The organism is Streptomyces sp. GD-15H, assembly GCF_045291515.1.
Lineage (GTDB): Bacteria > Actinomycetota > Actinomycetes > Streptomycetales > Streptomycetaceae > Streptomyces.
On record NZ_CP149447.1, the window covers coordinates 6763077 to 6789034 of the forward strand.

Sequence of the window (25958 nt, forward strand, 5' to 3'; positions counted from 1 at the left end):
GGCTTCAATGTGGCGCAGCCCGTTGTGGGCGTCAAGGCCCGAACAGCCCTAAGGCCTGAATTCGTCCGGGATTGAACAGGTGTTCCCGGTCGGCAGCCCGAGATGACAACACCACGCGGACTTAGGGGAAGTCACAGTTTTGGCATGGACACTTCCAGTCAACGCGCGTAGTTGCTATGAAAGTTGCTGCAGAGATCCCCCTATGGGAGGTTCCATGAGACGTTCCCGGCTTTCCGTCCTTCTCGGCTCGCTCCTCCTCGCCGTCGCGACCGCCCTCACCGGGGCCGCCACGGCGCAGGCGTCCCAACAGGCCGCCGTCGGCGGCTATGTGGCGCTCGGCGACTCCTACTCCTCCGGCGTCGGAGCCGGCAGCTACATCAGCTCCAGCGGCGACTGCAAGCGGAGCACGAAGGCCCATCCCTACCTCTGGGCCGCCGCCAACTCACCCTCGTCCTTCGCCTTCACCGCCTGCTCGGGCGCTCGAACGGGTGACGTTCTCTCCGGGCAGCTCGGCCCGCTCAGCACCGCCACCGGACTCGTCTCGATCAGCGTCGGCGGCAATGACGCCGGTTTCGCCGACGTCATGACGACCTGTGTGCTTCAGTCCGAAAGCACCTGCCTCTCGCGGATCGCCACCGCACGGGCGTACGTCGAATCGACGCTGCCCGGCAGCCTCGACAGCGTCTACTCCGCCATCCGCACCCGGGCCCCGAACGCCCATGTCGTCGTCCTCGGCTACCCCCGCTTCTACCAGCTCGGCACCTCCTGCGTCGGCCTCTCCGAGACCAAGCGGAAGGCGATCAACGACGCGGCCGACCTTCTCGCCAACACCATCGCCCAGCGCGCCCGCGCGCACGCCTTCACCTTCGGCGACGTGCGCACCCCCTTCGTCGGCCACGAGATCTGCTCCAGCAACTCCTGGCTGCACAGCGTGAACTGGCTCAACATCGGCGACTCCTACCACCCGAAGGCGGCCGGCCAGTCCGGCGGTTACCTCCCGGTGCTCAACAGCGCGGCCTGATCCAAACGAAAGACCTCAGGGGCCGCCCGCTCAGGGAGCGGCCACCGAACCGGAAGGAGAGGGGGAGACCCCGTCCGACGGGGTCTCCGTCTCGCACGTCACCGAGAACGGCACCGAGTCGGGCGTCGCCGTCCAGACGGACCGGACCCAGGGCGAACTGAACGCCGAACGGGACCGTTCACGTGAGATCGCACACGTTCTCGCGGCCCCGGACGCCCGCGCGAGCAGCGGCCGGGACGTACGGGGCGGCACGATCGGAGTGACTGCTTCCGCATCGGAGGGGAGCGCGGTCGTCACCCTCGGCGGATACGGCAACCCGCCGAACGGACGTGTGCGCCAGCTGCGGCTCATGCGCCCGGGCACCGAACCGCGCTCCCTCGGGCTCTTCGAGGCCGACACGCCTCTGGTCGCCTCCGACCTCGATAAATCCGTGACGTCACTCGCCGTGACCGTCGAGCCCGACGGGGGATCATCGCAGCCCATCACCCAGCCGGTCGTCCAACTCGCCCTGAAAAGGGTCGTATTCGGAGAGTAATCGTCGAGTGTTCGTCAACCTCCTTACAGGGAAGGTGAATCCTGCGACCGCGATACACGAGTGCCCGTACGGGGCGATAGGGTTACCCTGCCCGGGGTGGACTCGTACGGGTGGGGAGTGACATGGAACAGATAACGGTGCACAGCAGGGCCAGGGTCCCTGCGATCACCTGTGGAAGCAGCGCGACCAGTGCACGCCTGGACCGCCACCTCTCGGTGCTGGCGGGACCCGCCGTCCCGCAGCGGGAGACGGCCGAGGCGACGTCGCTGATGCGCGAGCTGACCGCACGCGACCGAGGAACCAGAGGCGTGCGGGCACGGACGAGCCGTGTCTCGCTCTTCGCCCCGCTGCGCCGACTGCGCCGCTCCCTGTTCGGCAGTCGTTAGACCCGCGCCCGGACGGACCCACCGTCCTGGCGCGGCACCGCGCGCGTCCCCTGTCACCCCCACGGCACACGACGCACACCCCGAGCACCAGCACGTCGTCCCCTTCCCGGACCACGCTCCCGACCCTGGGCCTCACCCCTCTTCCGGGTTTCCGGCACCCCGACCCACCCGGCAGCGCTCTGGGGTGTGTTGATTTCCGTCGGTCCCACCGTGTCCCCACCCGTCGCATCCGCCTCGGCCGCCGTCCGGGCGCCGTCACCCGGCGCGTCAGAGCAGAGCGAGTTGGCCCTCCGGGCCCTCCTCGTGGGCGTCCAGTACCGAGGCGGGCCGGTGTGCGGATCTCGGTGCCGGGAGTACGCCGGCCCGGTGCAGTTCCGTCGGCGTGATCGGGTCGACCGCCACTCCGTCCCGCAACGCGAGTCGACGCGGGCGCAGTTCGGCCATCAGGGTGAGGACCGTGATCAGCTCCAGGAGCTCCGAGGTCCAGGCCTGTGGCCAGACGGCCGGACGGATCGCGTCCAGGGTGCCCGGGTCGGCCCCGTCCGTGCGGGCCGCGCACCACCGCTCCAGCACCCGGACCCCGGCCACCTCGAACTCCCAGGCCGTCGTCGGCACCGGTGAGATGCGGCCCTCGTCGAGAAACAGGGCCTCCTCGTCGGGGTCGTAGCGCACGGTCAGCGGCCGGGAGGGGAGCGGGGCCCGGACGTAGGGGCGGCGTCCGCCCGGGAGCCGGGGGCGCTCCCCGTCGCGCCGCATCAGCCACAGCAGCCGGTGGCCCACCTCCACGCCCGCGGTCCACACGTCGGCGTCCCCGGTGAGCGGCACCGTGAGCCCGCCGGGTCCGGTGCGCACCGCGGCCATCGCCCAGGCGAGCACGTCGACGGCCGGAGCCTTCCGGCCGAGCCGTGCCGCGAGGTGCTCGGACAGGGCCGGGGCCAGGTTCGGTTCCGCGCCTCCGGGCCGGCGGTACAGCGGGCGGATGCGGCCGGGGCGCAGCACCGGCAGCAGGGACGTGGCGAGCAGCAGCGGACCGGCGGGGTCGTCGGCGCCGGCCTCACCGCTCCCGGCGCGTTCACCCCGAGTGCGTCCGCTCCGCCCCGCGGTGGCCTCGACGACGAAGATCTGCCGCTCGTCGGTCACCCGCCACAGTTCGGGGCGGGCCGCGTCGATCAGCCGCTGGTCGGGAATCAGCCACTGCTCGTCGAAGGGGGAGTGCAGCACCCGGACCGGTTCGGGGCACGGGCCCGAGGCGCGCGCCAGCTTCTCCGTTCCGCCCGACCGGCCCGGCAGTTGCCCGACCGCCGTGTGCACCGTCCGCGAACGCGTCGGCTGGAACAGGGCCTCCCGGTCGGGCCCCACGGCCTTCAGCAGGGCATCCCAACGGGCCTTCAGAGCCGCCGGGTCGGGGGCCGCCGGCCACCCCCGGCCGAGTCGCGGCGGTGCGACGGACCACGGCATGAGGTCCGCCAGCAGCGGAGCGTCGTCATGCGTCACGCTGGGCATCGTACGGCCTGAGGGGCCGACCGGATCAGGTGGCTTCCAGGGTCACCGTGAAGGAGAAGCGGTCGCCCCGGTAGTTGATCACGGCCACGTCCAGGGGCCGGCCGGTGGTGTCGTACGTGATGCCGGTGTAGTGCAGGATCGGGCTGAGCAGCGGGACCTGGAGCAGACGGGCCGTCTCCGGGTCCGCGAGCCGCGCCTCCACGATGTCCGTGATGCGACTGATGTCCACCCCGACGATGTCCCGCAGCACCTTGGTCATCGGCCAGCGCACCAGATCCTCCAGGTCGATGCGGGCGGCGATCTCCGGACGGACGTAGTTGCGGGCGTGGTTGGTCGGCTCGCCGGTCTTCTCGTCGCTGCGCAGCCGGTGGTAGGCCGCAGCCTCCTCCAGGTCGGGGAAGTGTTCGGCGAGTTCGGCCGGCACCGGCGCGGTGCCGTGCTCGAGCAACTCGGTCGTCATGCCGGACTGCTGGGCCACGATCGCGTCCACCGAGCCCAGCAGGCGTACCGGGGCGCCCCTTCGGGCGTCGGGCTCGATGAACGTGCCGCGCCGGCGGTGCCGCGTGATCAGTCCCTCGTCCTCCAGTTCCTTCAGTGCCTGCCGCATGGTCAGCACGCTCACCCCGTAGTGCCCCGCCAGCTGTTCCTCGGTGGGCAGGCGCAGCGGGTCCCGGGGCGAGCGGCCGAGGATCGATGCGCGCAGCGACTGCGACACCTGGTACCAGAGCGGCAACTTGCGGTTCAGGACGATCGAATCCGGCGCGAAGGAGGTCACGGGCTATCCGTATCGGTCGGGAACGCTCAGTGCAATGCGAGCCGCGGAGGCCTCGACACCCCTTGCTGCGGCACCCCGGAGGCGGCACCGCGTCACAGCGCGCGGAAGTGGCTCTCCAGGCCCTGCCACACGTCGTCGTAGCGCTCCTGCAGGTGCTCCGCGCGTGCCGCCTGCGGCGTCAGGGACACCGGCCAGCGCGTCTCGAACATGAAGGCGAGACCGTTGTCGATCTTCTGCGGGTGCAACTCGGCGGCGCTCGCCCGCTCGAACGTCTCCCGGTCCGGCCCGTGCGCCGACATCATGTTGTGCAGCGAGCCGCCGCCCGGGACGAAGCCCTCCGCCTTCGCGTCGTAGGCGCCCTCGATCAGGCCCATGTACTCGCTCATCACGTTCCGGTGGAAGTACGGCGGCCGGAACGTGTCCTCGCCCACCAGCCAGCGCGGCGCGAACACCACGAAGTCCACCCCGGCCAGCCCCGGTGTGTCGCTCGGCGACGTCAGCACCGTGAAGACCGACGGGTCCGGATGGTCGTAGGAGATGGTTCCCATCACATTGAAGCGGCGCAGGTCATAGGCGTATGGCACATAGTTGCCGTGCCAGGCGACGACATCCAGCGGGGAGTGGTCATAGGTGGCCGACCAGAGGTTGCCGCAGAACTTGTTCACCACCTCCACCGGGCCCTCGACGTCCTCGAACGCGGCGACGGGCGCCCGGAAGTCCCGTGCGTTCGCCAGTCCGTTGGCGCCGATCGGGCCGAGGTCGGGCAGCCGGAACGGGGCACCGTAGTTCTCGCACACATAGCCGCGGGCCACCGGGCCGCCGTCGGACGCGTCGTCCAGCAGCTCCACGCGGAAGCGCACCCCACGAGGGATCAGCGCGATGTGTCCCGGCTCCACATGCAGCAGCCCGAACTCCGTGCGCAGCAGCAGCCCGCCCTGCTCCGGGACGATCAGCAGCTCACCGTCGGCGTCGCTGAACACCCGGTCCATCGAGGCAGTCGCGTGGTAGAGGTGCACCGCCATTCCGGTGCGCTGGGTGACGTCGCCGTTGCCGCCCAGCGTCCACAGGCCGGCCAGGAAGTCGGTGCCCTCCGCCGGCGCGGGCAGCGGGTCCCAGCGCAGGCGGTTGGGGTCGGGCACGGTCTGGGTGAAGGGTGCGCTGCGGATCGCGCCGTTGCCCGTGCGGGTGAACGCCGGGTGCGCGGCCGACGGGCGGATCCGGTACAGCCAGGAGCGGCGGTTGCTGGCCCGCGGCTCGGTGAACGCCGTACCGCTCAGCTGCTCCGCGTACAGCCCGAGCGGCACGCGTTGAGGCGAGTTGCGTCCCTCGGGCAGGGCGCCCGGGACCGCCTCGGAGCTGTGCTCGTTGCCGAACCCGGAGAGGTGGTCGAGTCCCTCGGCGGCCTTGCGCGCGTCCCCGCTCATCTTCGCTGCTCCCTTGCGTGCGATTCCTATGCGATACCATAGGATTGCGGTTTCCCCAGCGCAAGGGGGCCGCACGACCCCGTTCCGCGTGTCGCGGCCGTCCCCGCCCCCGGGCCGCGCCCTCTTCTCGACAGAGGACGAGGGAACCCGACTCCAGGGGGATTCGGGAGTCCGCACCCGTGTTCTACGCTCCCCGGGATGGCGTGGACGGGGAGGCCGGTCACCGCACTCGCGGTCTGTGTCGTACTGCTAGCCGGATCCGCGGGCTGCGGCTCGCGTGAGGAACAGGGGATGAACGGTGAGTCGTACTCGCCGGCCGGCAGGCTCCTGGTGGCCCCGGCGATCGGCCGCGAAGGCTCCTGCAAGAGGCTCCCCCCACATGCGTACCGGTCGGTATGCTCGGCGTGTCCGCCCGTCACCGCCCCGGGAGGCCCCGTGCCCCGCACCGCCCTTCGCGTCTGCCCGCTGTGCGAGGCCACCTGTGGCCTCACCCTCACCCTCGACGACGGCCGCGTCACCGGCGCCCGGGGCGACCGTGACGACGTGTTCAGCAAAGGATTCATCTGCCCCAAAGGCACCTCCTTCCCCGCCCTGGACGCGGACCCCGACCGGCTGCGCACCCCCCTCGTCCGGGTCGGCGGCGAGCTGCGCGCGGCCACTTGGGAGGAGGCGTTCGACGCGGTCGCCGCCGGTATCCGGTCCGTCGTCGAGCGATACGGCCCGCACTCCGTCGGAGTCGTCCTCGGCAACCCCAACGTGCACACCGTGGCGGGCGCCCTCTACCCGCCCGTCCTGATCGCCGGCCTCGGCACCCGCAGCCTCTTCACCGCCTCCACCCTCGACCAGATGCCCAAGCACGTCTCGAGCGGGCTCCTCTTCGGTGACGCCAACGCGATCCCCGTACCCGACCTGGACCGCACCGACCACCTGCTGCTGATCGGCGCCAACCCCCTGGAATCCAACGGAAGTCTGTGCACGGCACCCGACTTCCCCGGCCGCCTCCGGGAGCTGAGGGCCCGCGGCGGCACCCTCACCGTCATCGACCCGCGCCGCACCCGCACCGCCCGCCTCGCCGACCGGCACATCGCCATCCGGCCCGGCACCGACGCCCTGCTGCTCGCCGCGATGACGTGCGTACTCTTCACGGAGGACCTCGTCGACCTCGGGGAGTCAGCGCCCCATGTACGAGGAGCCGACGAACTCGCCGACGCAGTCAAGGACTTCACACCCGAGGCAGTGGCCCCCGTCTGCGACGTCGACGCGGACACCATCCGCACCCTCGCCCGCGAACTCTCCGCCGCCCCCACCGCCGCCGTCTACGGCCGCATCGGCAGCTGCACCGTCCCGCACGGCACCCTGGCCAGCTGGCTCGTCGACGTCCTCAACACCCTCACCGGCAACCTCGACCGGCCCGGCGGCGCCCTCTTCCCGTGGGCCGCCACCGGCAAGGGGCCGCGCCCCGCCGGGCCCGGCCGCGGCTTCGCCCTCGGGCGCTGGCACTCCCGGGTGAGCCGGCACCCCGAGACCAAGGGCGAACTGCCGCTGTTCGCCCTCGCCGAGGAGATCGACACCGCCACCGACGAAGGTGAGCCGGTGCACGCCCTCATCGCCGTCGCCGCCAACCCGGTCCTGTCCGCACCCGACGGCGACCGCCTCGACAAGGCTCTCGGCTCACTCGACTTCATGGTCAGCGTCGACCCGTACCTCAACGAGACCTCCCGCCACGCCCACGTCGTACTCCCGCCGCCCCCGCCCGCGCAGAGTCCGCACCACGACTTCGCCTTCAACACCCTCGCCGTACGCAACCAGGTCCGCTACACGCGCCCGGCGCTTCCACTGGAGCCCGCCCGCATGGCGGAGACCGAGATCCTGGCCCGGCTCCTCCTCGCCGCCACGGGCATGCGCGGCGCCGACCCGGAGGACGTCGACCGGCTGGTCGTCCAGCAGACCCTCGGCAGGGCGGTGAACGACCCGCACTCCCCGGTGCACGGCCGCGACCCGGAGGAACTCGCGAAACTGCTCACCGGCGACGACGGACCCGAGCGGCGGCTGGACATGATGCTCCGCCTCGGCCCCTACGGCGACGGCTTCGGCGCCGAACTGGACGGACTCACCCTGGACAAACTGCTCGCCCACCCGCACGGTATCGACCTCGGACCACTGCGCCCCCGCCTTCCGCAGCTCCTGAGGACTCGCAGCGGTCGGGTGGAGCTGCTGCCGGAACCGATCGCCGCCGACCTGCCCCGACTGCGCGCCGCCCTCGGCGAACGCCCCGCCGCGTTCGTCCTCGTCGGCCGCCGCCACCTGCGCTCCAACAACAGCTGGATGCACAACGTGCCCGCCCTCACCGGCGGTTCCAACCGGTGCACCCTGCAGATCCACCCCGACGACGCCGAACGCCTCGGCATCCGCGACGGCGGGCCGGTACGGGTCAAGGGCGCCGGGGGAGAGGTGACCGCCCCCGCCGAGGTGACCGACGGGGTGCGCCGGGGCGTGGTGAGCCTCCCGCACGGCTGGGGCCACGACCGGCCCGGCACCCGGCTGCGGCACGCCACGACCGACCCCGGCGTCAATGTGAACCAGCTGCTCGACGGCAGCCTCCTCGACCCGCTGTCGGGCAACGCCGTACTCAACGGAGTGCCCGTCGAAATCGCCCTCGGGACCAGCCCGTGACGGGTCCTGTGACCGGTCCTGTGACCGAAAAGCGCACCGCGCTGACCGGAGCAAAGCTGTGACCTGGGGCTTTGCGCTTATTGGTCGCATGTCAACGTCTTGTCAACGCCGCTTCGAGGGATCTGACTTCATGCCCAACGACGGCTTCCACCTCTGATCTTGGCCGGTGCTCCGCCCCTCGGGGCGGGGGTGAAGGCCATTTCGGCGTTCTGCCCGTCCTCGCCGAGGCCGCCGCGGCCCACGGCGTCTCACCGCTCGACGGCGCGATGACCATCAGCCTGGGCAAGCAGTTCCTGCGGCTGCCCGGATCCCTCTGACCGGACCGCCGGTTGCTCCGCGTGCAGCAGGGCCGCGAGGTCATCGTGGGCCTGCGCGCCGAGGCAGTCCGGACCGCGCCAGGTTCTCGGCATCGCCCGGGCCGGGGAGGCCCCGCCGAGCTCCGGCTGCCCGGCGCCCTCCTCGTCCGCACCACCCCCGACGCCCGCCTGCGGCATGGCACGCAGGTCCCGCTCCTGGTCGACATCGCTCACCTGTTCGTCTTCGGCCAGCAGGGCGCACGCGTCTGCCCCGCCCCGGAACAACTGCCCGACCTGGACCAGTGGCACGGCCCCTCTGGCGCCAGGAAATTAGCATCGCTAGTTTATGAGGTGGACGTCGATCCCCGTACCGGAGGAAGCGCGATGAAGGCATACGACGGCATGTACATCAACGGTGCCTGGCGCCCCGCCGCCGGCCGGACGTGATCGAGGTCGTGAACCCGGCCGACGAGCAGGTGATCGCCACCGTCCCCGCGGGCACCGCCGAGGACGTGGACGCCGCCGTACGGGCCGCCCGCGCCGCCCTCCCGGCCTGGGCCGCGACCCCGCCTGCCGAGCGCGCCGCCCGCCTCGCCGCCCTCCGTGACGTGCTGGTGGCCCGGCAGGAGGAGATCGCTCGAACGGTGACGGCCGAACTCGGCGCACCCCTGAAGCTCTCGCAGACCGTGCACGCGGCCGTGCCTGTCGCGGTGGCGGGCTCGTATGCCGAACTGGCGGCGACGTACTCCTTCGAGGAGAAGACGGGCAACTCGACCGTCCTGTACGAACCGGTCGGTGTGGTCGGCGCGATCACGCCCTGGAACTACCCCCTCCACCAGATCGTCGCGAAGGCCGCCCCGGCCCTCGCCGCCGGCTGCACGATCGTCGTCAAGCCCGCCGAGGACACCCCGCTGGTCGCCCGGCTCTTCGCGGAGGCGGTGCACGAGGCGGGGGTTCCGGCCGGCGTGTTCAACCTGGTCACCGGCCTCGGCCCGGTGGCCGGCCAGGCCCTCGCCGAACACCAGGGCGTCGACCTGGTCTCCTTCACCGGCTCCACCGCCGTCGGCCGCCGGATCGGCGCCGTCGCCGCGGGCGCGGTCAAGAAGGTCGCCCTCGAACTGGGCGGCAAGTCCGCCAACGTGATCCTCCCCAGCGCCGACCTGGCCCGGGCGGTCAACGTCGGGGTCGCCAACGTGATGACCAACTCCGGTCAGACGTGCAGCGCCTGGACCCGCATGCTGGTCCACCGCGACCAGTACGACGAGGCCGTCGCGCTCGCCGCGGCCGCCGCCGCGAAGTACGGCGACCGTATCGGCCCCCTCGTCAACGCCAAGCAGCAGGAACGCGTGCGCGGTTACATAGAGAAGGGCGTCGCCGAGGGCGCGCGTCTGGTCGCCGGGGGCCCCGAAGCCCCGCGCGAGAAGGGGTGTTTCGTCAGTCCCACCGTCTTCGCCGACGTCACCTTGGACATGACGATCGCCCAGGAGGAGATCTTCGGGCCCGTCCTGTCCGTCCTGCGCTACGAGGACGAGGAGGACGCCCTGCGCATCGCCAACGGCACCGTCTACGGACTCGCCGGCGCGGTCTGGGCTGGCGACGAGGCGGAGGCGACGGCGTTCGCCCGCCGCATGGAGACCGGTCAGGTCGACATCAACGGCGGCCGCTTCAACCCCCTCGCGCCGTTCGGCGGTTACAAGCAGTCGGGCGTGGGCCGCGAACTCGGCGTGCACGGCCTGACCGAGTACCTCCAGACCAAGTCCCTCCAGTTCTAGGGGATTCCATCCATCATGACCGTCCGCGCCGCCGTACTGTCCGCCGTCGACGCCCCGTTGGAGACCACGGGGATCGCCCTGCCCGAGTCCGGCCCCGGCCAGGTCCGTATCCGGCTCGCCGCCGCCGGTCTCTGCCACTCCGACCTGTCCCTGGCCAACGGCACCATGCGCCTTCCGGTCCCGGCCGTGCTCGGCCACGAGGGCGCCGGCACGGTCGTCTCCGTCGGCGAAGGCGTCACCCATGTCGCTCCCGGCGACGGCGTCGTCCTCAACTGGGCGCCCTCCTGCGGAGCCTGCCCCGCCTGCGCGCGCGGCGAGGTATGGCTGTGCGCCGACGCCCTGGGCGGTGCCGCCCGGGTGCACGCCCACCGCGCCGACGACGGCACCCCGCTCCACCCCGGCCTGAACGTCGCCGCCTTCGCCGAGGAGACGGTGGTGCCCGCATCCTGCGTCCTGCCCGCCCCGGACGGCGTCCCGCTCACCGACGCCGCCCTGCTGGGTTGCGGCGTGCTCACCGGCTACGGCGCCGTCCACCACTCCGCGCGGGTCCGGCCGGGCGAGTCGGTCGCGGTGTTCGGCGTGGGGGGAGTGGGCCTCGCGGCCCTCCAGTCGGCCCGAATCGCCGGCGCGACGACGATCGTCGCGGTCGACGTCTCCCCGGCGAAGGAGGAACTGGCGCGCTCCGCCGGGGCGACCGACTACCTCGTCGCCTCGGACACCACGGCCCGCGAGATCCGTGCCCTCACCGGGAAACAGGGCGTGGACGCGGCCGTCGAATGCGTCGGCCGCGCGACCACCATCCGCACCGCCTGGGACTCCACCCGGCGTGGCGGCCGCACCACGGTCGTCGGCATCGGAGGCAAGGACCAGCGGGTCACCTTCAACGCCCTGGAGATCTTCCACTGGGGCAGAACCCTTTCCGGCTGCGTCTACGGCAACTCCGACCCGGCCCGGGACCTCCCCGTCCTCGCCGGACACATCCGAGCGGGCCGTCTCGACCTGGGCGCCCTGGTGACGGAACGGATCGCCCTGGACGGCATCCCGGCCGCCTTCGACAACATGTCGGCGGGCAAGGGCGGACGAGCCCTGGTGGTCTTCTAGGGCCTGATGCGGGAGTGGCGCGGTGGGCGCCGGTCAGTGCAGGACCGCTTCCTCGATCCCCAGCAGTTCGGACAGCGCCCGCTCGCCCGCCTCCGTCACCTTCACCGCGCGCTCGGAGCCGATGCGGACACACCACCGTGCGTCCAGGGCGTGCCGGCACAGGGCCGCGCCGGCGACTCCGGCGAGGTGGTGGCGGCGTTCCGTCCAGTCGAGGCAGGCGCGGGCCAGCGGGCGGCGGCCGCGGCGGTCGAGTTCGATGCCCAGGGCGTCGAACCAGCGCAGGCCCGCGCCGGTGAGCGCGAACCCGGTGTCCCGGCGCAGCAGTCCGCGCGCCGTGAACGCGTCTGTGACCGCGATGCCGAGCCGGCCGGCGAGATGGTCGTAGCAGGTGCGTCCGCGGGCCATCGCCGAGCCGGCGCTGGCCTGCCGCAGGGTGCGCGGGCGCACAGCCGTACCCGGGGCGACCTGCCCGGCCAGTTCCTCCACCAGCTGGGCGACCCGCGCGTCGGCGAGCCGTACGTACCGGTACCGACCCCGCCGTTCCTCGGCGAGCAGCCCGCCGGCGACCAGCTTGCCCAGGTGCCCGCTCAGCGTGGACGGGGCGACGCCCGCGTGCCGCGCCAACTCGCCCGCCGTCCACGCCCGGCCGTCCAGCAGAGCCAGCAGGCAGGCGGCCCGTGTCTCGTCGGCGATCAGCCCGGCGAGCCGGGCGAGCCCGGGGGCCTGGGGGTCCTTCGACGTCATGCGCCCCAGCATGCGGCATGGACTCTTCGGCGCCGGCCGAACCGTCCGCGCAGACGCTGCCCCGTACCCGCGCTGCCGTACGTACCTAGGCCGTGCCGTCCCGCACCTGCTCGTACTGCTCGGCCAGACCGTCCAGCAGCGCCGTCAGGCCCGTCTCGAAGGCCCGCTCGTCGATCTTCTCCTGTTTCTCGGCGAGCAGGTGGGCCTGCCCGAGGTGGGGATAGTCGGCGGGATCGTACGCGCCGGCGTCGTCCACGAAACCGCCGGCGAAGGAACCGAGCGCCGAGCCCATGATGAAGTACCGCATCAGCGCGCCGATGGATGTGGCCTGCGCCGGCGGCCAGCCAGCCTCGACCATCGCGCCGTAGACCGCGTCGGCGAGCCGCAGGGCGGCCGGGCGGCGGCCGGGACCGCGCGCCAGGACCGGCACGATGTGGGGGTGGTCGCGCAGCGCGGCGCGGTAGGAGACGGCCCAGTCGTGCAGCGCGGTCCGCCAGTCCCGGCCGTCCTCGAACATCGACAGGTCGACCAGCGCGCTCACCGAGTCGGCCACCGCCTCAAGGATCTCGTCCTTGGTGCGGAAGTGGTTGTAGAGCGAGGGCCCGCTGACCCCCAGCTGTGCGGCGAGCCGGCGTGTGGAGACGGCCGCAAGGCCCTCCGCGTCCACGAGCGCACGGGCCGTTTCGACGATCCGGTCGGTGCTGAGCAGGGGCTTGCGCGGTCGGGCCATGGCGCACATAGTAGGGCTGCACCGAAAAACTAGCAGTGCTAATTTGATGGGGGTGGCCGTCATGAACCTGGAGCTCAGCGAGGAGCAGAGCGCCGTCCGCCGGCTCGCCCGGGACTTCGTCGAGGGTGAGGTCGTCCCCCACGCCACGGCCTGGGACCGCGCCGAGGAGGTCGATCGCGGCATCGTGAAGAAGCTCGGCGAGGTCGGGTTCCTCGGGCTGACGATCGACGAGCGGTACGGGGGTTCCGGTGGCGACCACCTCGCGTACTGCCTGGTCACCGAGGAGTTGGGGCGCGGCGACTCCTCCGTGCGCGGGATCGTCTCCGTGTCCCTGGGACTGGTCGCCAAGACGGTCGCCGCCTGGGGCAGCGAGGAGCAGAAGCGGGCCTGGCTTCCCGGGCTCACCTCGGGCGCGTACGTCGGATGCTTCGGCCTCACCGAGCCGGGCACGGGTTCCGACGCCGGCAATGTCTCCACCCGCGCGGTGCGCGACGGCGAGGGCTACGTCATCAACGGCACCAAGATGTTCATCACCAACGGCACCTGGGCCGACGTCGTCCTGCTGTTCGCCCGCTCCACCGGCGCCCCCGGTCACAAGGGGATGTCCGCCTTCCTCGTTCCCGCCGACACCCCCGGCCTGACGCGTCGCGCCCTGCACGGCAAGCTCGGCCTGCGGCCAGGCCACCGCCGAGCTGGTGCTGGAGGACGTGCGCGTGCCCGCGTCCGCGATGCTGGGTCCCGAGGGCAAGGGTTTCTCGGTCGCCATGTCCGCCCTCGCCAAGGGGCGCGTGTCGGTCGCGGCGGGCTGTGTCGGCATAGCCCAGGCCGCACTCGACGCGGCCGTGCGGTACGCGGGCGAGCGCGAGCAGTTCGGGAAGACCCTCGCCCACCACCAGCTCGTCCAGGAGCTGATCAGCGACATCGCCGTGGACGTCGACGCCGCCCGGCTGCTGACCTGGCGGGTCGCGGACCTGATCGACCGCGGTCGGCCGTTCACCGTGGAGTCCTCCAAGGCCAAGCTCTTCGCCTCGGAGGCAGCCGTCCGCGCCGCGAACAACGCCCTCCAGGTCTACGGCGGTTACGGCTACATCGACGAGTACCCGGTGGGCAAGCTGCTGCGCGACGCCCGCGTCATGACGCTCTACGAGGGCACCAGCCAGATCCAGAAACTGGTCATCGGACGTGCCCTGACCGGGGTCTCGGCGTTCTGAGGGGCCGGCGGGACCACGGGGTCCCGGCCCGTCCGAGTACCCGGTCCGAGTACCCGATCTGAGTATCCCGGCGGATGTGTGCCGTACCGCTTTCGCCGACGCTGTCCCCATGAGTGACACACCGGTCAAGCAGCAGAACACGGCCGCCTTCTACGGCCAGGCCGTCGCATCCTTCGCCGTCGCCCTGGGGGCGACCGCCTTCGGCATCATCCGCCTCGAGGCCGACGCCTGGGTGCGTGGCTTCATGGCGATCGCCGTCCTGTACCTCGTCACCTCCGCCTTCACACTGGCCAAGGTCATCCGGGACCGCCAGGAGGCAGGGCAGATCGTGAGCCGCGTCGACCAGGCACGTCTGGAGAAACTGCTGGCGGAGCACGACCCGTTCGAGAAGCTGTGAACGTTCCGCGGGGAGGTGTCCGGTTCGCGCTCGGACGGGCGGATGCGCCGGGGAAGGCCCCGGGCAGGCCCTAAGCGCCCGCTCACCCTTGCCGGTATGGTGTTACCCCTGTCAGCGAATGGGGTGAGCGATGAGTACGGCGGAGGACGCGGCCGGCGGTGAGGCGCAGCCGTGGGGCGAGGTCACACCCGACGCGGCCCGACGGCTGCTGCTCGCCGCCGTGGAGGCGTTCGCGGAGCGCGGCTACCACGCCACGACGACCCGTGACATCGCGGGCCGCGCCGGCATGAGCCCGGCCGCGCTCTACATCCACTACAAGACCAAGGAAGAGCTGCTCCACCGCATCAGTAGGATCGGCCACGAGAAGGCCGTGGACATCCTGCGTACCGCGGCCCGTGCCGAGGGCGGCCCGACCGAGCGGCTCGCCGACGCGGTGAGCTCCTTCGTCCGCTGGCACGCCGGCGGACGCACCACCGCGCGGGTCGTGCAGTACGAACTCGACTCGCTCGGGCCCGACGCCCGCGCCGAGATCATCGCCCTGCGCCGGCAGGTCGACACCGAGGTGCGCGGGATCATCGAGGAGGGCGTGCGCACGGGCGAGTTCGACGTCTCCGACGTGCGGGGCACCACCCGCGCCGTGCTCTCCCTCTGTGTCGACGTGGCGCGCTGGTTCGACATCAACGGCGCCCGCACCCCCGAGGAGGTCGGCGCCCTCTACGCCGACCTCGTCCTGCGGATGGTCGGCGCCTACCGGACGGACACCGTTCAGAGGTAGTAGCGGGCCACCGACTCGGCCACGCACACCGGCTTCTCGCCGCCCTCGCGCTCCACGGTGAAGGCCGTGGTCACCTGGACGCCGCCCGCCACCTCGTCGACGGCGGTGACCTTCGCGGTGGCACGCACCCGCGACCCGACGGGGACGGGCGCGGGGAAACGCACCTTGTTCGTGCCGTAGTTGACGCCCATCTTCACGCCGTCGACGGAGATCAGCTGCGGGCCGAACAGCGGCAGCAGCGACAGCGTCAGATAGCCGTGGGCGATGGTCGTGCCGAACGGCCCGGCCGCCGCCTTCTCCGGATCGACGTGGATCCACTGGTGGTCACCGGTGGCCTCGGCGAACAGGTCGATCCGCTTCTGGTCGACCTCCAGCCAGTCCGTGTAACCCAGTTGCTCTCCCACCGCCGCCTTCAGGTCGTCGGCGGACGTGAAGATTCTCGGCTCTGCCATGTCCCGGCCTTTCGCGTCACGTGATCGCACGCGCCCACCCGCGCGCCTTCCTAAGCGACTGCTTAGCATGGTCGGCCTTGCAGCCCTTGTCAACGGACCGGAGCCGTGCGGAATGGGTAGGCTTCGAGGGGTGCCCCAGATTCCAGAGAAGATCCACGAGCTCACGGTCGGCCAGCTCTCCGCGCGCAGCGGCGCCGCCGTGTCGGCCCTGCACTTCTACGAGTCGAAGGGCCTGATCAGCAGCCGCCGCACCCCGGGCAACCAGCGCCGCTACAGCCGTGACACCCTGCGCCGGGTCGCGTTCATCCGGGCCGCCCAGCGCGTCGGCATCCCGCTCGCGACGATCCGCGGAGCGCTCGCCGAGCTCCCCCAGGAACGTACTCCCACCCGGGGCGACTGGGCGCACCTCTCGGAGGCCTGGCGCGCCGAACTGGACGAGCGCATCAAGCAGCTCAACCGGCTGCGCGACCACCTCACCGACTGCATCGGCTGCGGCTGCCTCTCGCTGGACACCTGCGTCCTGTCCAACCCGGACGACGCCTTCGGTGAACGCCTGACGGGCTCCCGACTGCTGCCCGAGAACACCCCCGGCAGACGACCGGGAAACCAGGCGGGCCGAGCCCCGCGTAGGCCGGGTCCCGCCTAGGCGAGGGTCCGTGGGACAGTGGGGGCGCGGCGTCCCCGGCGCACCCCCACGCCCCTCAGGCCGACACCAGCAGTTCCGGTTGCCCGGCGCCCACCAGCGCTTCGGTGGTCAGGACGGGGCGCGGCACCAGGATTCCGCAGTCCGCGCAGACCGGGCCCGCCGACGGCTCGTGGTCCAGGTCGTACCGCCACATGAGCCGCTCCCCAACACACGGGGCAGGCCGAACCCGGCTCTCGTTCCAGCGCGGCGATCAGTCGCCGCAGGACCTCGGCCAGCGGCTCACGCGGATGCACTCGCGGGTCGTCGCACCAGGCCACGCCGAAACCGCCCCAGGTCAGCCGGTGCCAGTCGTCCACGCTGCCCGGCCTGCGCAAGCCGTCGTGCTTCTCCTTCCTGCGGCGCTCGGCGAACTCGACCTCGTAGGACAGCCAGACCGCCCGGGCCTCCTCCAGTTCGTCCAGTGCGGCCACGAGCCGCGCTGGGTCGACGGAGCGGTCCTCGGGATCGAACCCGGCACGCGAGCACAGATGGTCCCAGGTCGCCCTGTGTCCGTAAGGAGCGAATCGCTCAAGGCACTTGCGCAGCGAATAGCGCCGCAGCGCCAGGTCGCACCGTGGATCGCGGACCTGTCTCGCCAGACTTCGGAAACCGGCCATCATCCTGCACCTCCGTCACACCTGCACCTGTAATCCGGTCACTTCGGCGTCGTCGAACGGACGTCGTCGAATAGACGTATCGACACGCGAATCGGCTCCATCTTTTTTCGATGGCCCCCTCTCGGTCGGTCACGGGCCGGCCGTCGGTCAGTCGTGCCCAGTCTTCAGTCAGCTCCCGTGTCTGATCATTCACTTGTGGTCCCTCATGGTCATCTCCCTCGCCGCCGCCGCAGCGGAAAATGACGCACGTTCACCTCCCCTCGAGGGGATACCGGCGGTAACGTCCCGCCCCGTCCCCGCCGGGAGGAGCCCCCGTGTCACGGCGCATCGCGCACCCCTCGACAGACTGAGAACTCTCCGCGGCCTCCACGGGTTCCTGAAGAGCGCGGCGTTATGCGCGCCGATCGCTTCCCTGGTCACCCCGCCGTCTCCGGCGAACGCGGCCCAGACGGCATCGCCGCAGGTGACATGGGTGAATGACATCCGGACGGTGCTCGGTGAGCAGATAATGATCGGCATGCGGAAGCAGGACGGCGGCGGGCCGTGCCCGGCCCGCCGCCGTCCCCGTCACCGCCGCCGTCACCGCCGCTGTCGCCGTAGCCGCCGTACGGCGCTTGCCCGGCGGACACCCCGCTCAGTGAACGCGCGCGCTCAGCGGTACAGCAGATACTCCCGGCGCATTTGCCGGAACGCCGCCAGTTCATCCCGCCAGCCGGCCACCACCTCGTCCGTGTCCGCGCCCGCGTCGATCATCGTGCGCACGCGCGTGGAGCCGGTCAGCTTGTCGATCCAGTTGTCCGGACGCCAGGCGAATCCGCTCCACACCTGCTTGGCGGTGACCAGCAGCCCCACTCCCGTACGTACGGGATCGAACGTGTCCCGGTCGTGCACATGGAGCTGTACGCCCCCGACGGTCTTCCCCTGGAACTTGGAGAACGTAGGCGCGAAGTACGCCTCACGGAACCGCACACCCGCCAGGCCGAGCCCGTTCGCCTCGGCCGCCCAGCGTCCGTCGATCCCTTCCGCGCCCAGCAGTTCGAACGGCCGGGTCGTCCCGCGCCCCTCGGACAGGTTGGTGCCCTCGAAGAGGCACGTCCCCGCGTACACCAGGGCCGTCTCGGGCGTCGGCATGTTGGGGCTGGGCGGTACCCACGGCAGCCCCGAGGCGTCGTAGAAGTCGGACCGCCGCCAGCCCGACATCCGTACCGTCTCCAGCCGTACCGGATCGGCCAGGAACTCCGCGTTGAACAGCCGCGCCAGCTCCGCCACCGTCATCCCGTGCGCCTGCGAGATCGGCTGCCGCCCCACGAACGTCGCGAACTCCGGGTGCAGTACGGGCCCCAGTGCCGCCCGCCCGGTCATCGGGTTCGGCCGGTCGAGGACGACGAACCGCTTGCCCGCGAGCCGCGCCGCCTCCATGCAGTCATAGAGCGTCCAGATGTACGTGTAGAAGCGGGCGCCCACGTCCTGGATGTCGAAGACGACCGTGTCGACGCCGGACGCGGTGAAGATGTCGGCGAGGGGCCGGCCGCTCTTCAGGTACGTGTCGTAGACGGGCAGGCCGGTCGCCGGGTCGTCGTAGCGACCCTCGGAGCCGCCCGCCTGCGCGGTGCCCCGGAAGCCGTGCTCGGGTCCGAACACGGCGGTCAGGTCCACGCGGTCGTCGGCGTGCATGACGTCGACGAGGTGCCGCACGTCCCGGGTGATGCCCGTCGGGTTGGTGACCACGCCGACGCGCTGCCCGTCGAGCAGTGCGTAACCGTCCGCCGCGAGCCGCTCGAAGCCGGTGCGCAGCCCGCGGCCCGCGGCAGGGGCCCGCCCGGGTGCCGCGTGCGCCGGGACAGCGGTCGCCGCGGAGGCGGCGAGGGTGGCTGTGGTGGTGGCGAGCAGGCTCCGTCTGGACAGCTTCATACTGTGACCTCCGTGATCGCTGCGGGTGTCATGCCCACGCACGTTAACGTGCGCGAACCGCGCTGGGGAACGAGTGGGACCTGGCCGGTTCACGTCTTCTTCTTCCGCCCGGCATACCGACCGGTTAGTCTGGCGCGAGGCGGGCGGCGTGACGGCGGCAACGCGGCGCGTCACCGCCGCGGCCAAGTCGAAATCGCCGGAACCACCAGAAAACAGAGCCGGTCGGGCAGGCGACCGGCCGCCGCGTCGAAGGAGTCCGATGGTGGAAGCCGTGCAGGGTGCGAAGGTGGTCGTCACGGGCGCCGGAGGCGGCATCGGGGCGGCACTCGCCCGCCGCTTCGCGGGCCAGGGAGCCCAGGTCGTCGTCAACGACCTGGACGCCGACCGCGTCAAGACCGTCGCCGAGGAGATCGGCGGCATCGCGGTCCCGGGCGACGCGTCCTCCGTCGTCCCCGAGGCCCTGGACGCGCTCGGCGGCAGGATCGACGTCTACTGCGCCAACGCCGGCGTCGGCCGTGACGGCGGAGAGCCCGGCGGGCCGCTCGACGAACAGGGCTGGGCACTCTCCTGGGACGTCAACGTCATGGCCCACGTCCGCGCGGCGCAGGCCCTGCTCCCCGACTGGCTGGAACGCGGCAGCGGCCGTTTCGTCTCCACCGTCTCCGCCGCCGGACTGCTCACCATGATCGGCACCGCCCCCTACAGCGTCACCAAGCACGGTGCCTACGCCTTCGCCGAATGGCTGTCCCTGACGTACCGCCACCGCGGTGTGAAGGTCCACGCGATCTGCCCGCAGGGTGTGCGCACCGACATGCTCACCGACAGCGGCAGCGCGGGCGACCTGGTGCTCAAGCCGACCGCGATCGAGCCCGACGACGTGGCCGACGCCCTGTTCCGCGGCATCGAGGAGGACCGCTTCCTGATCCTGCCGCACCCCGAGGTCGCCGAGTACTACCAGGCCCGCGCCGCCGACCCGGAGCGCTGGCTCGGCGGCATGAACCGCATCCAGCGGCACTGGGAGGCCACCCGGTGAGCCGCCCGGCCGGGCCGTGGCCGCACGCGAGCCCGCACGGCAGCCGGAGGTCCTGCCCGACGCGCCGCGGACGGCGAGTGGGAAGATCCCCGTCGGGGAACCGTGTTCCCCGACGCATGCCAGCCGGCGGCACCAACGGCGGCGACGACCAGCAGCGGCGACGACCAGCGACAGTGACACGGAAGGCAGGTGGCGGCAGTGCCCAGGACGACGGACGGTGACGGGCCCCCAGTACCGCAGCGACTCCTGGCCGCCGCCACCCGGCTCTTCGCCGAGCAGGGCTACGACCGTACCTCCGTGCAGGAGATCGTCGAGGCGGCCGGAGTCACCAAGGGCGCGCTCTACCACTACTTCGGCTCCAAGGACGACCTGCTGCACGAGGTCTACGCGCGCGTGCTGCGCGTCCAGCAGGAACGCCTGGACGCCTACGCGAACGCCGACGAGCCGATCGAGGAGCGCCTGCGCGGTGCCGCGGCCGACGTCGTCGTCACGACGATCGAGAACCTGGACGACGCGTCGATCTTCTTCCGCTCCATGCACCATCTGAGCCCGGAGAAGAACAAGCAGGTACGGGCCGAGCGCCGCCGCTACCACGAGCGCTTCCGCGCCCTGGTCGAGGAGGGCCAGGCGGCGGGCGTGTTCTCCACGGCGACCCCGGCCGACCTGGTGGTGGACTACCACTTCGGCTCCGTGCACCACCTGTCGACCTGGTACCGCCCCGACGGGCCCCTCACGCCGCAGCAGGTCGCCGATCACCTCGCCGACCTGCTGCTGCGCGCACTTCGCCCCTGAGACGCCGGCGCTTCCTACCGGTACTTCTTCAGTTCCCGGCGCGCCAGCGACCGCTGGTGCACCTCGTCCGGGCCGTCGGCGATCATCAGCGTGCGGGCACCGGCGTACAGCTCGGCCAGCGGGAAGTCCTGGCTGACCCCGCCCGCCCCGTACAACTGGATGGCCCGGTCGAGGATGCCGACGACCGTGCGCGGGGTGGTGATCTTGATGGCCTGGATCTCGGTGTGGGCGCCCCTGTTGCCGACGGTGTCCATCATCCAGGCCGTCTTCAGCACCAGCAGCCGCAGCTGCTCGACCGCGACCCGCGCGTCCGCGATCCAGTTCTGCACCACGCCCTGCTGGGCCAGCGCCTTGCCGAAGGCGTCACGGGACACCGCCCGCCGGACATCAGCTCGATCGCCCGCTCGGCCATGCCGATCAGCCGCATGCAGTGGTGGATCCGGCCGGGGCCGAGCCGAGCCTGGGCGATGGCGAACCCGCCGCCCTCCTCACCGATCAGGTGCGACACCGGCACGCGCGCGTGGTCGAAGACCACCTCGGCGTGGCCGCCGTGGGAGTGGTCCTCGTAACCGAACACCTGCATGGCGCGCGTGATCGTGACGCCGGGCGTGTCGCGGGGCACGAGGATCATCGACTGCTGACGGCGGATGTCCGCCCCGCCCGGGTCGGTCTTGCCCATCACGATGAAGATCCGGCAGTCCGGGTTCATCGCCCCGGAGATGTACCACTTGCGGCCCGTGACGACGTACGAGTCGCCGTCCCGCTCGATGTGCGTGGTGATGTTGGTGGCGTCCGAGGAGGCCACCTCCGGCTCGGTCATCGCGAACGCCGAGCGGATCTCCCCCGCCAGCAGCGGCTCCAGCCACTGCTTCTTCTGCCGCTCGTCGCCGAACTGCGCCAGCACCTCCATGTTCCCGGTGTCGGGCGCCGCGCAGTTGGTGGCGGTGGGCGCCAGGTGGGGGAGCGGCCCATGATCTCGGCGAGCGGGGCGTACTGGAGGTTGGTGAGGCCGGCGCCGTACGCGGAGTCGGGCAGGAACAGGTTCCACAGCCCCTGCCGGCGGGCCTCGGCCTTGAGGTCCTCCACCACGGGGACGGTCTCCCAGGGCGAGGCCAGGCCGGCGCGCTGCTCGTGCGCGACCTGCTCGGCGGGAAGGACGTACTCGTCCATGAAGGCGAGGAGCTTTGCGCGCAGCTCCTCGGTGCGCGCGTCGAACGCGAAATCCATCGATCAGCCCTCCTGGAGGCCTTCGTGAAGTGTGGTCAGGCCGTGCTGGACGAAGACGGGGACCAGATCACCGATGCGGTCGAAACCGGGTCCGACGGTCCGGCCCAGCGTGTAGCGGTAGTGGATGCCCTCGAGGATCACGGCGAGCTTGAACCAGGCGAACGCCGTGTACCAGGAGACCGCACAGACGTCGCGTCCCGAGCGGGCGGCGTACCGCTCGATCAACTCGGCGGGCGCCGGATGTCCGGGTGCCTCGGCCGTCGTGGAGACGGGGGAGTCGGGCATGCCCAGCGGCATGCTGTACATCACCAGCAGGCCGAGGTCGGTCAGCGGATCGCCGAGCGTGGACATCTCCCAGTCGAGGACCGCGCGGATCGTGTCAGCGGCTTCACCGGCGGTTCCACCGGTGCTCGCGGCGCCGATCAGGACGTTGTCGAGGCGATAGTCGCCGTGCACCACGGCCGGCGCGGGGGAGTGGGGCAGCTCCCGCCCCAGCGCGGCGTGCAGTTCGTCGATCCCGGCCAGCTCCCGGTTGCGGGAGGCGTCCAGCTGCTTGCCCCAGCGTCGCAGCTGCCGGTCCAGGAAGCCCTCGGGCCGGCCGAAGTCGGCCAGGCCCACCTCGCCGGGGTCCACCGCGTGCAGGTCGACGAGCGTGTCCACCAGACCGAGCACGGCGCGACGGGTGCGCTCCGGCCCCAGCGGCACCAGCTGGTCCGCCGTCCGGTACGGGACGCCGTCGACGAACTCCATGACGTAGAAGGGCGCCCCGAGCACCTCCTCGTCCTCGCACAGCAGCACGGGGCGGGGGACCGGAACGGGAGTCGGGTGCAGCGCGGTGATCACCCGGTGCTCACGCTTCATGTCGTGCGCGGTGGCCAGCACATGCCCGAGCGGCGGGCGCCGTACCACCCATTTCGCGGTGCCGTCGGAGAGCGCGTAGGTGAGGTTCGACCTGCCGCCCTCGATCAGCCGGCCGGAGAGCGGGCCGTTCACCAGACCGGGCCGCTCCCGCTCGAGCAGGGCGCTCAGCCGGTCGAGATCCAGTCCGGGTGGGTGGTCGGGGCTCATTCTCGCTCCTACGGGCAGGCGACAGTATCCGACACATGATGCCGACCAGTCGGTATGCCGTCCAGGGGGTGAGCGAAACGTGACCGGAGCCACGAGAGGCGCTCGGGCGCCGGCGTCCGTGGCCGCGGCGTGAACGGCTCCTGTCCGGGCACGGGGCGGACCGCGCGTATGCGGCCATGGCGCGGACATTCCTCGTCGGGCCCCGCTCACGGTACGCGTACAGGACACCCGTTCGGCCATTCGGCTTGCGCGGCGGGAGGCGACCCCGGAGGGTCTACCCCATGAAGGCGATCAGTTATGCGCGATACGGCGGCCCCGAGGTGCTCAGGTTCGGGGAGGTCCCCGACCCCCGGGTCGGCCCGGACTCGGTACTCGTGAAGGTACGGGCGGCGGCCGTCAACCCCGTCGACTGGAAGTGCCGCGAGGGCTCTCTCGACCCGGTCCTGGCCCCGGTGTTCCCGGTGATCCCGGGCTGGGACGTCTCGGGTGTGGTCGTACGGCCCGGTGTCGCGGTCCCCGAGTTCACCATCGGCGACGAGGTCATCGGCTATGTGCGTGAGGACTTCCTCTCCCGCGGCACCTTCGCCGAGTACGTGGCCGCCCCGGTGCGAGCCCTCGCGCGCAAGCCGCGCAATCTGTCCTTCGAGGAAGCCGCCGGACTGCCCCTCGCGGGACTCACCTCCTACCAGGTGCTGCACAAGGCCCTTGAGGTGAAACGGACCGAGACCGTCCTGGTGCACGCCGCGGCCGGCGGCGTCGGCTCCCTCGCCGTCCAGCTCGCCGCACACCTCGGCGCCCGGGTCATCGGTACGGCGAGTGAGCACAACCACGACTTCGTCCGCGAGCTGGGCGGGGAACCGGTGGTCTACGGCCAGGGCCTCGCCGAGCGGGTGCGGAGGCTCGCCCCCGAAGGCGTGGACGCGGTGTTCGACACGGTCGGCGGCGACGCCCTGAAGGTCTCGGCGAACCTCCTGGCCCCCGAGGGCCGGCTCGCGTCGATCGTCGACACCGACGTGGTGGAGTACGGAGGCCGCTACTGCTTCGTACGCCCCGATCCGCAGGATCTCGGCCACCTGTCCGAACTGGCGGAACAGGGCGCGGTGAGCGTGCACGTCTCGAAGACTTTTCCGCTGGAACGCGCGGCGGACGCCCACCGGCTGAACCAGGAGGGCCGGACCAGGGGCAAGATCGTGGTGACGGTGGACCGGGACACGGAGGGCCGGTGAACCGGCCTTCGGTGAACTCGCCGTGAGCCCACGGTGCGCCGCCCCGGCCGGTTCGCTCCCCCACCAGGGCCGGCCCGGCGGATCATGTCGGAGACATGGACCGGAACGCCCCACCCCGGGCTCTTCGAGCAGGGGGCCTCCAGCGGCGTTGTCGTCGGTCGCCGGCTTCGCCACGCTCGGCTCTGTTCGCGTGGGGGCACCCCTCTCGCCCCGCTCACCCGCGTTGTACGGACACCGGCCCTTTCCTTTCCCCGGTCTGATCCGCCGGACCGGCCACAGCCCTACCGGTCCAGGAGGACGAGGGCCGCCCCGCACACGGCCAGGGACACGGTGCAGAGCACCGCCGCGGTGAGACGTCGGGGGGAAGGCGCGACCGGGGTGCCCGTGGCCGCGAGGGCGTGGATCCGGTGATGGGCGACCAGGAGGAGCCCCAGCCAGCAGGCGCAGCACAGCGCGCACAGGACCACCCCGGCGGCCGACACCCCGCCGTACAGCGCCGTCCGCACCGCGAGCACGGACGCGACGGTGCACGCGAGGGTCGTACGCCGCCATGCGAGCCGGGTCCGCTCGGGCTGCAGCCCGGGATCCCGGGCCGCCCGGGCCCCGGCCGGTCCGCTCACCCCTCCCACCCGACGAGCACCACCACGACCATCGCGACGGCGACGAGGGCGACGAGGAGACTCAGCAGCACCGGGAACCGGGACACCGGCAGGTCCTCACCGCGCCGCATGGCGCGCTCGCAGCGCACCCAGTGGTTGACCGCGCGCAGTGCGCACAACACGCCCGCGGCGAGCAGTGCCAGCGCGAGCCCGACCCGCCAGCCCCAGCGCAGGTCCGGCAGGAACTGGTCCACGGCGAAGCCGCCGCCGACCAGCGCGAGGGCGGTGCGCAGCCAGGCCAGGAACGTACGCTCATTCGCCAGCGAGAACCGGTAGTCGGGAGTGTCCCCCTCCTGCCGCACGTCCTGGGGCGCGAACCACAGCCGGACGTTCCGTACGAAGTCGATCACGCCGCGACCCTACCGGGCCGCCCTGTCCCCGGGCACGGCCGCCGGACAGTGCGGCTCCGGGCTCCGGGTGGCCCTGAGCAGTTCGTACGCCGCCAGGCCGTCCGGTGTCCACGTCCACTCGCCCAGGCGCCGTTCCAGTTCCGCCTCGGTCAGGAAGGCGTGCCAGGCCACCTCCTCGGCCTGGGGCCGTACGGGCAGGTCGCAGCGGACCTCGTACACCGCGGACCACCAGGTCCGGCCGGCACCGTCGTCGTACAGGAACTTGAAGAGGTACTCGGGGCGAGGCAGCCCGGACACGCCCAGTTCCTCCTCGGCCTCGCGCAGGGCCGCCTCGTCGTAGCTCTCCCCGGCGCCCACGACCCCACCGACGAACATGTCGTACAGGGAGGGGAAGACCAGCTTGGTCGGGGTGCGGCGGTGCACGAAGATCCGGCCCTCGGCGTCCCGGGCCAGGACGAACGCGCAACGGTGCCGCAGATTCCGGGCATAGGCCTCACCGCGCGGGGACCGGCCGGTCACCCGGTCGTTCTCGTCCACGATGTCGAGGATCTCGTCGGCGGCACGCGGGGGTCCGTCAGCGGCACTCATGAGCCCC

General features: G+C 71.7%; 21 protein-coding genes and 6 pseudogenes. 14 read left to right on the plus strand and 13 right to left on the minus strand.

The genetic code is table 11. From position 1 onward, the window contains the following. Window positions 1-214 precede the first annotated feature (214 nt). From WJ438_RS31940 to WJ438_RS31950, 3 genes and pseudogenes are all read left to right on the plus strand, one after another. Window positions 215-1021, plus strand: a complete 807-nt coding sequence (locus tag WJ438_RS31940) for an SGNH/GDSL hydrolase family protein (protein WP_406728298.1) — start codon at window positions 215-217, stop codon at window positions 1019-1021. A 127-nt stretch (window positions 1022-1148) separates the two neighbouring features. After that, window positions 1149-1556, plus strand: a pseudogene (locus WJ438_RS31945) (anti-sigma factor); the annotation flags it as partial. Between the two features lie 122 nt (window positions 1557-1678). After that, entirely contained in the window at window positions 1679-1942 is a 264-nt protein-coding gene (locus WJ438_RS31950; protein WP_406728299.1) for a hypothetical protein, read from the plus strand. 267 nt (window positions 1943-2209) lie between these two features. On the opposite strand, the gene WJ438_RS31955 is transcribed toward WJ438_RS31950, so the two are convergent. The 3 genes from WJ438_RS31955 to hmgA form a co-directional block, all read right to left on the minus strand. Continuing rightward, entirely contained in the window at window positions 2210-3445 is a 1236-nt protein-coding gene (locus tag WJ438_RS31955) for a type ISP restriction/modification enzyme (RefSeq protein WP_406728300.1), read from the minus strand. Window positions 3446-3470: 25 nt separating this feature from the next. Continuing rightward, window positions 3471-4220 (minus strand): GntR family transcriptional regulator, encoded by a 750-nt coding sequence (locus WJ438_RS31960; RefSeq protein ID WP_406728301.1) that lies wholly within the window; start codon window positions 4218-4220, stop codon window positions 3471-3473. Between the two features lie 92 nt (window positions 4221-4312). Beyond that, a complete protein-coding gene (hmgA, locus tag WJ438_RS31965) occupies window positions 4313-5644 on the minus strand; it encodes a homogentisate 1,2-dioxygenase (protein WP_406728302.1) in 1332 nt (443 codons plus the stop codon). Between the two features lie 435 nt (window positions 5645-6079). Here hmgA and WJ438_RS31970 point away from each other — a divergent pair, with 435 nt between their 5' ends. From WJ438_RS31970 to WJ438_RS31985, 4 genes and pseudogenes are all read left to right on the plus strand, one after another. Continuing rightward, the gene (locus WJ438_RS31970) at window positions 6080-8317 is read left to right on the plus strand and encodes a molybdopterin oxidoreductase family protein (protein WP_406728303.1); all 2238 of its coding nucleotides are present in this window, start codon (window positions 6080-6082) and stop codon (window positions 8315-8317) included. A 197-nt stretch (window positions 8318-8514) separates the two neighbouring features. After that, window positions 8515-8916, plus strand: a pseudogene (locus WJ438_RS31975) (hypothetical protein); the annotation flags it as partial. An 81-nt stretch (window positions 8917-8997) separates the two neighbouring features. After that, window positions 8998-10385 (plus strand): annotated as a pseudogene (locus tag WJ438_RS31980) (aldehyde dehydrogenase family protein). Between the two features lie 15 nt (window positions 10386-10400). Continuing rightward, entirely contained in the window at window positions 10401-11486 is a 1086-nt protein-coding gene (locus WJ438_RS31985) for a Zn-dependent alcohol dehydrogenase (protein WP_406728304.1), read from the plus strand. Window positions 11487-11519: 33 nt separating this feature from the next. Here WJ438_RS31985 and WJ438_RS31990 read toward each other — a convergent pair whose 3' ends face one another. Continuing rightward, the gene (locus WJ438_RS31990) at window positions 11520-12230 is read right to left on the minus strand and encodes an ArsR/SmtB family transcription factor (protein ID WP_406728305.1); all 711 of its coding nucleotides are present in this window, start codon (window positions 12228-12230) and stop codon (window positions 11520-11522) included. An 85-nt stretch (window positions 12231-12315) separates the two neighbouring features. Next, window positions 12316-12960, minus strand: coding sequence for a TetR/AcrR family transcriptional regulator (locus WJ438_RS31995; RefSeq protein WP_406728306.1), 645 nt, complete (start codon window positions 12958-12960; stop codon window positions 12316-12318). Window positions 12961-13021: 61 nt separating this feature from the next. On the opposite strand from WJ438_RS31995, the pseudogene WJ438_RS32000 reads away from it, so the two are divergent. From WJ438_RS32000 to WJ438_RS32010, 3 genes and pseudogenes are all read left to right on the plus strand, one after another. After that, window positions 13022-14171 (plus strand): annotated as a pseudogene (locus WJ438_RS32000) (acyl-CoA dehydrogenase family protein). Between the two features lie 109 nt (window positions 14172-14280). Then, window positions 14281-14568, plus strand: coding sequence for a YiaA/YiaB family inner membrane protein (locus tag WJ438_RS32005; protein WP_055689400.1), 288 nt, complete (start codon window positions 14281-14283; stop codon window positions 14566-14568). A 130-nt stretch (window positions 14569-14698) separates the two neighbouring features. Beyond that, window positions 14699-15343, plus strand: coding sequence for a TetR/AcrR family transcriptional regulator (locus tag WJ438_RS32010; protein WP_406728307.1), 645 nt, complete (start codon window positions 14699-14701; stop codon window positions 15341-15343). On the opposite strand, the gene WJ438_RS32015 is transcribed toward WJ438_RS32010, so the two are convergent. Continuing rightward, window positions 15334-15795: a MaoC family dehydratase gene (locus tag WJ438_RS32015; protein ID WP_406728308.1), complete on the minus strand. Its 462-nt coding sequence runs from the start codon at window positions 15793-15795 to the stop codon at window positions 15334-15336. The two genes, WJ438_RS32010 and WJ438_RS32015, sit on opposite strands and share 10 nt — an antisense overlap. A gap of 130 nt (window positions 15796-15925) precedes the next feature. Here WJ438_RS32015 and soxR point away from each other — a divergent pair, with 130 nt between their 5' ends. Then, window positions 15926-16441, plus strand: coding sequence for a redox-sensitive transcriptional activator SoxR (gene soxR, locus WJ438_RS32020; protein ID WP_406728309.1), 516 nt, complete (start codon window positions 15926-15928; stop codon window positions 16439-16441). A gap of 55 nt (window positions 16442-16496) precedes the next feature. Here the strand turns inward: soxR and WJ438_RS32025 are convergent. Together WJ438_RS32025 and WJ438_RS32030 are read right to left on the minus strand one after the other, a co-directional pair. Beyond that, window positions 16497-17097, minus strand: a pseudogene (locus tag WJ438_RS32025) (hypothetical protein). 651 nt (window positions 17098-17748) lie between these two features. After that, entirely contained in the window at window positions 17749-19008 is a 1260-nt protein-coding gene (locus tag WJ438_RS32030; RefSeq protein WP_406728310.1) for an exo-beta-N-acetylmuramidase NamZ domain-containing protein, read from the minus strand. A gap of 259 nt (window positions 19009-19267) precedes the next feature. Here WJ438_RS32030 and WJ438_RS32035 point away from each other — a divergent pair, with 259 nt between their 5' ends. Both WJ438_RS32035 and WJ438_RS32040 read left to right on the plus strand, forming a co-directional pair. After that, window positions 19268-20041: an SDR family oxidoreductase gene (locus tag WJ438_RS32035; protein WP_406728311.1), complete on the plus strand. Its 774-nt coding sequence runs from the start codon at window positions 19268-19270 to the stop codon at window positions 20039-20041. Window positions 20042-20239: 198 nt separating this feature from the next. Then, a complete protein-coding gene (locus WJ438_RS32040) occupies window positions 20240-20833 on the plus strand; it encodes a TetR/AcrR family transcriptional regulator (protein WP_055593011.1) in 594 nt (197 codons plus the stop codon). A 14-nt stretch (window positions 20834-20847) separates the two neighbouring features. On the opposite strand, the pseudogene WJ438_RS32045 reads toward WJ438_RS32040, so the two are convergent. Further along, a pseudogene (locus tag WJ438_RS32045) lies at window positions 20848-22060 on the minus strand (acyl-CoA dehydrogenase family protein). A gap of 3 nt (window positions 22061-22063) precedes the next feature. Next, window positions 22064-23128 carry a phosphotransferase family protein gene (locus WJ438_RS32050; protein WP_406728312.1) on the minus strand — a complete coding sequence of 355 codons (1065 nt, stop codon included), beginning with the start codon at window positions 23126-23128 and terminating at the stop codon, window positions 22064-22066. 281 nt (window positions 23129-23409) lie between these two features. Between WJ438_RS32050 and WJ438_RS32055 the strand changes: the two genes are divergently transcribed. Then, entirely contained in the window at window positions 23410-24354 is a 945-nt protein-coding gene (locus tag WJ438_RS32055; RefSeq protein WP_406728313.1) for an NADP-dependent oxidoreductase, read from the plus strand. A gap of 281 nt (window positions 24355-24635) precedes the next feature. Here the strand turns inward: WJ438_RS32055 and WJ438_RS32060 are convergent, their stop codons facing one another. The 3 genes from WJ438_RS32060 to WJ438_RS32070 are packed head-to-tail and all read right to left on the minus strand — an operon-like array spanning window position 24636 to window position 25951. After that, on the minus strand, window positions 24636-24974 hold the full coding sequence (locus WJ438_RS32060; protein WP_406728314.1) for a DUF202 domain-containing protein: 339 nt from the start codon (window positions 24972-24974) through the stop codon (window positions 24636-24638). Further along, window positions 24971-25363: a YidH family protein gene (locus WJ438_RS32065; protein ID WP_406728315.1), complete on the minus strand. Its 393-nt coding sequence runs from the start codon at window positions 25361-25363 to the stop codon at window positions 24971-24973. Before WJ438_RS32065 ends, WJ438_RS32060 begins: the two co-directional genes overlap by 4 nt. A 9-nt stretch (window positions 25364-25372) precedes the next feature. Beyond that, a complete protein-coding gene (locus WJ438_RS32070; RefSeq protein ID WP_406728316.1) occupies window positions 25373-25951 on the minus strand; it encodes an NUDIX hydrolase in 579 nt (192 codons plus the stop codon). Window positions 25952-25958: the final 7 nt, after the last annotated feature.

What these genes read in the sequence shown, in the direction of transcription:
- WJ438_RS31995 (WP_406728306.1), bottom strand. Translation starts at nt 12,960, where the DNA reads ATGGCCCGACCGCGCAAGCCCCTGCTCAGCACCGACCGGATCGTCGAA.
- WJ438_RS32030 (WP_406728310.1), bottom strand. Translation starts at nt 19,008, where the DNA reads ATGAAGCTGTCCAGACGGAGCCTGCTCGCCACCACCACAGCCACCCTC.
- WJ438_RS31990 (WP_406728305.1), bottom strand. Translation starts at nt 12,230, where the DNA reads ATGACGTCGAAGGACCCCCAGGCCCCCGGGCTCGCCCGGCTCGCCGGG.
- WJ438_RS31940 (WP_406728298.1), top strand. Translation starts at nt 215, where the DNA reads ATGAGACGTTCCCGGCTTTCCGTCCTTCTCGGCTCGCTCCTCCTCGCC.
- WJ438_RS32070 (WP_406728316.1), bottom strand. Translation starts at nt 25,951, where the DNA reads ATGAGTGCCGCTGACGGACCCCCGCGTGCCGCCGACGAGATCCTCGAC.
- WJ438_RS31985 (WP_406728304.1), top strand. Translation starts at nt 10,401, where the DNA reads ATGACCGTCCGCGCCGCCGTACTGTCCGCCGTCGACGCCCCGTTGGAG.
- WJ438_RS32050 (WP_406728312.1), bottom strand. Translation starts at nt 23,128, where the DNA reads ATGAGCCCCGACCACCCACCCGGACTGGATCTCGACCGGCTGAGCGCC.
- WJ438_RS32055 (WP_406728313.1), top strand. Translation starts at nt 23,410, where the DNA reads ATGAAGGCGATCAGTTATGCGCGATACGGCGGCCCCGAGGTGCTCAGG.
- hmgA (WP_406728302.1), bottom strand. Translation starts at nt 5,644, where the DNA reads ATGAGCGGGGACGCGCGCAAGGCCGCCGAGGGACTCGACCACCTCTCC.
- WJ438_RS32035 (WP_406728311.1), top strand. Translation starts at nt 19,268, where the DNA reads ATGGTGGAAGCCGTGCAGGGTGCGAAGGTGGTCGTCACGGGCGCCGGA.
- WJ438_RS32005 (WP_055689400.1), top strand. Translation starts at nt 14,281, where the DNA reads ATGAGTGACACACCGGTCAAGCAGCAGAACACGGCCGCCTTCTACGGC.
- WJ438_RS31955 (WP_406728300.1), bottom strand. Translation starts at nt 3,445, where the DNA reads ATGCCCAGCGTGACGCATGACGACGCTCCGCTGCTGGCGGACCTCATG.
- WJ438_RS32015 (WP_406728308.1), bottom strand. Translation starts at nt 15,795, where the DNA reads ATGGCAGAGCCGAGAATCTTCACGTCCGCCGACGACCTGAAGGCGGCG.
- WJ438_RS32010 (WP_406728307.1), top strand. Translation starts at nt 14,699, where the DNA reads ATGAGTACGGCGGAGGACGCGGCCGGCGGTGAGGCGCAGCCGTGGGGC.
- WJ438_RS31950 (WP_406728299.1), top strand. Translation starts at nt 1,679, where the DNA reads ATGGAACAGATAACGGTGCACAGCAGGGCCAGGGTCCCTGCGATCACC.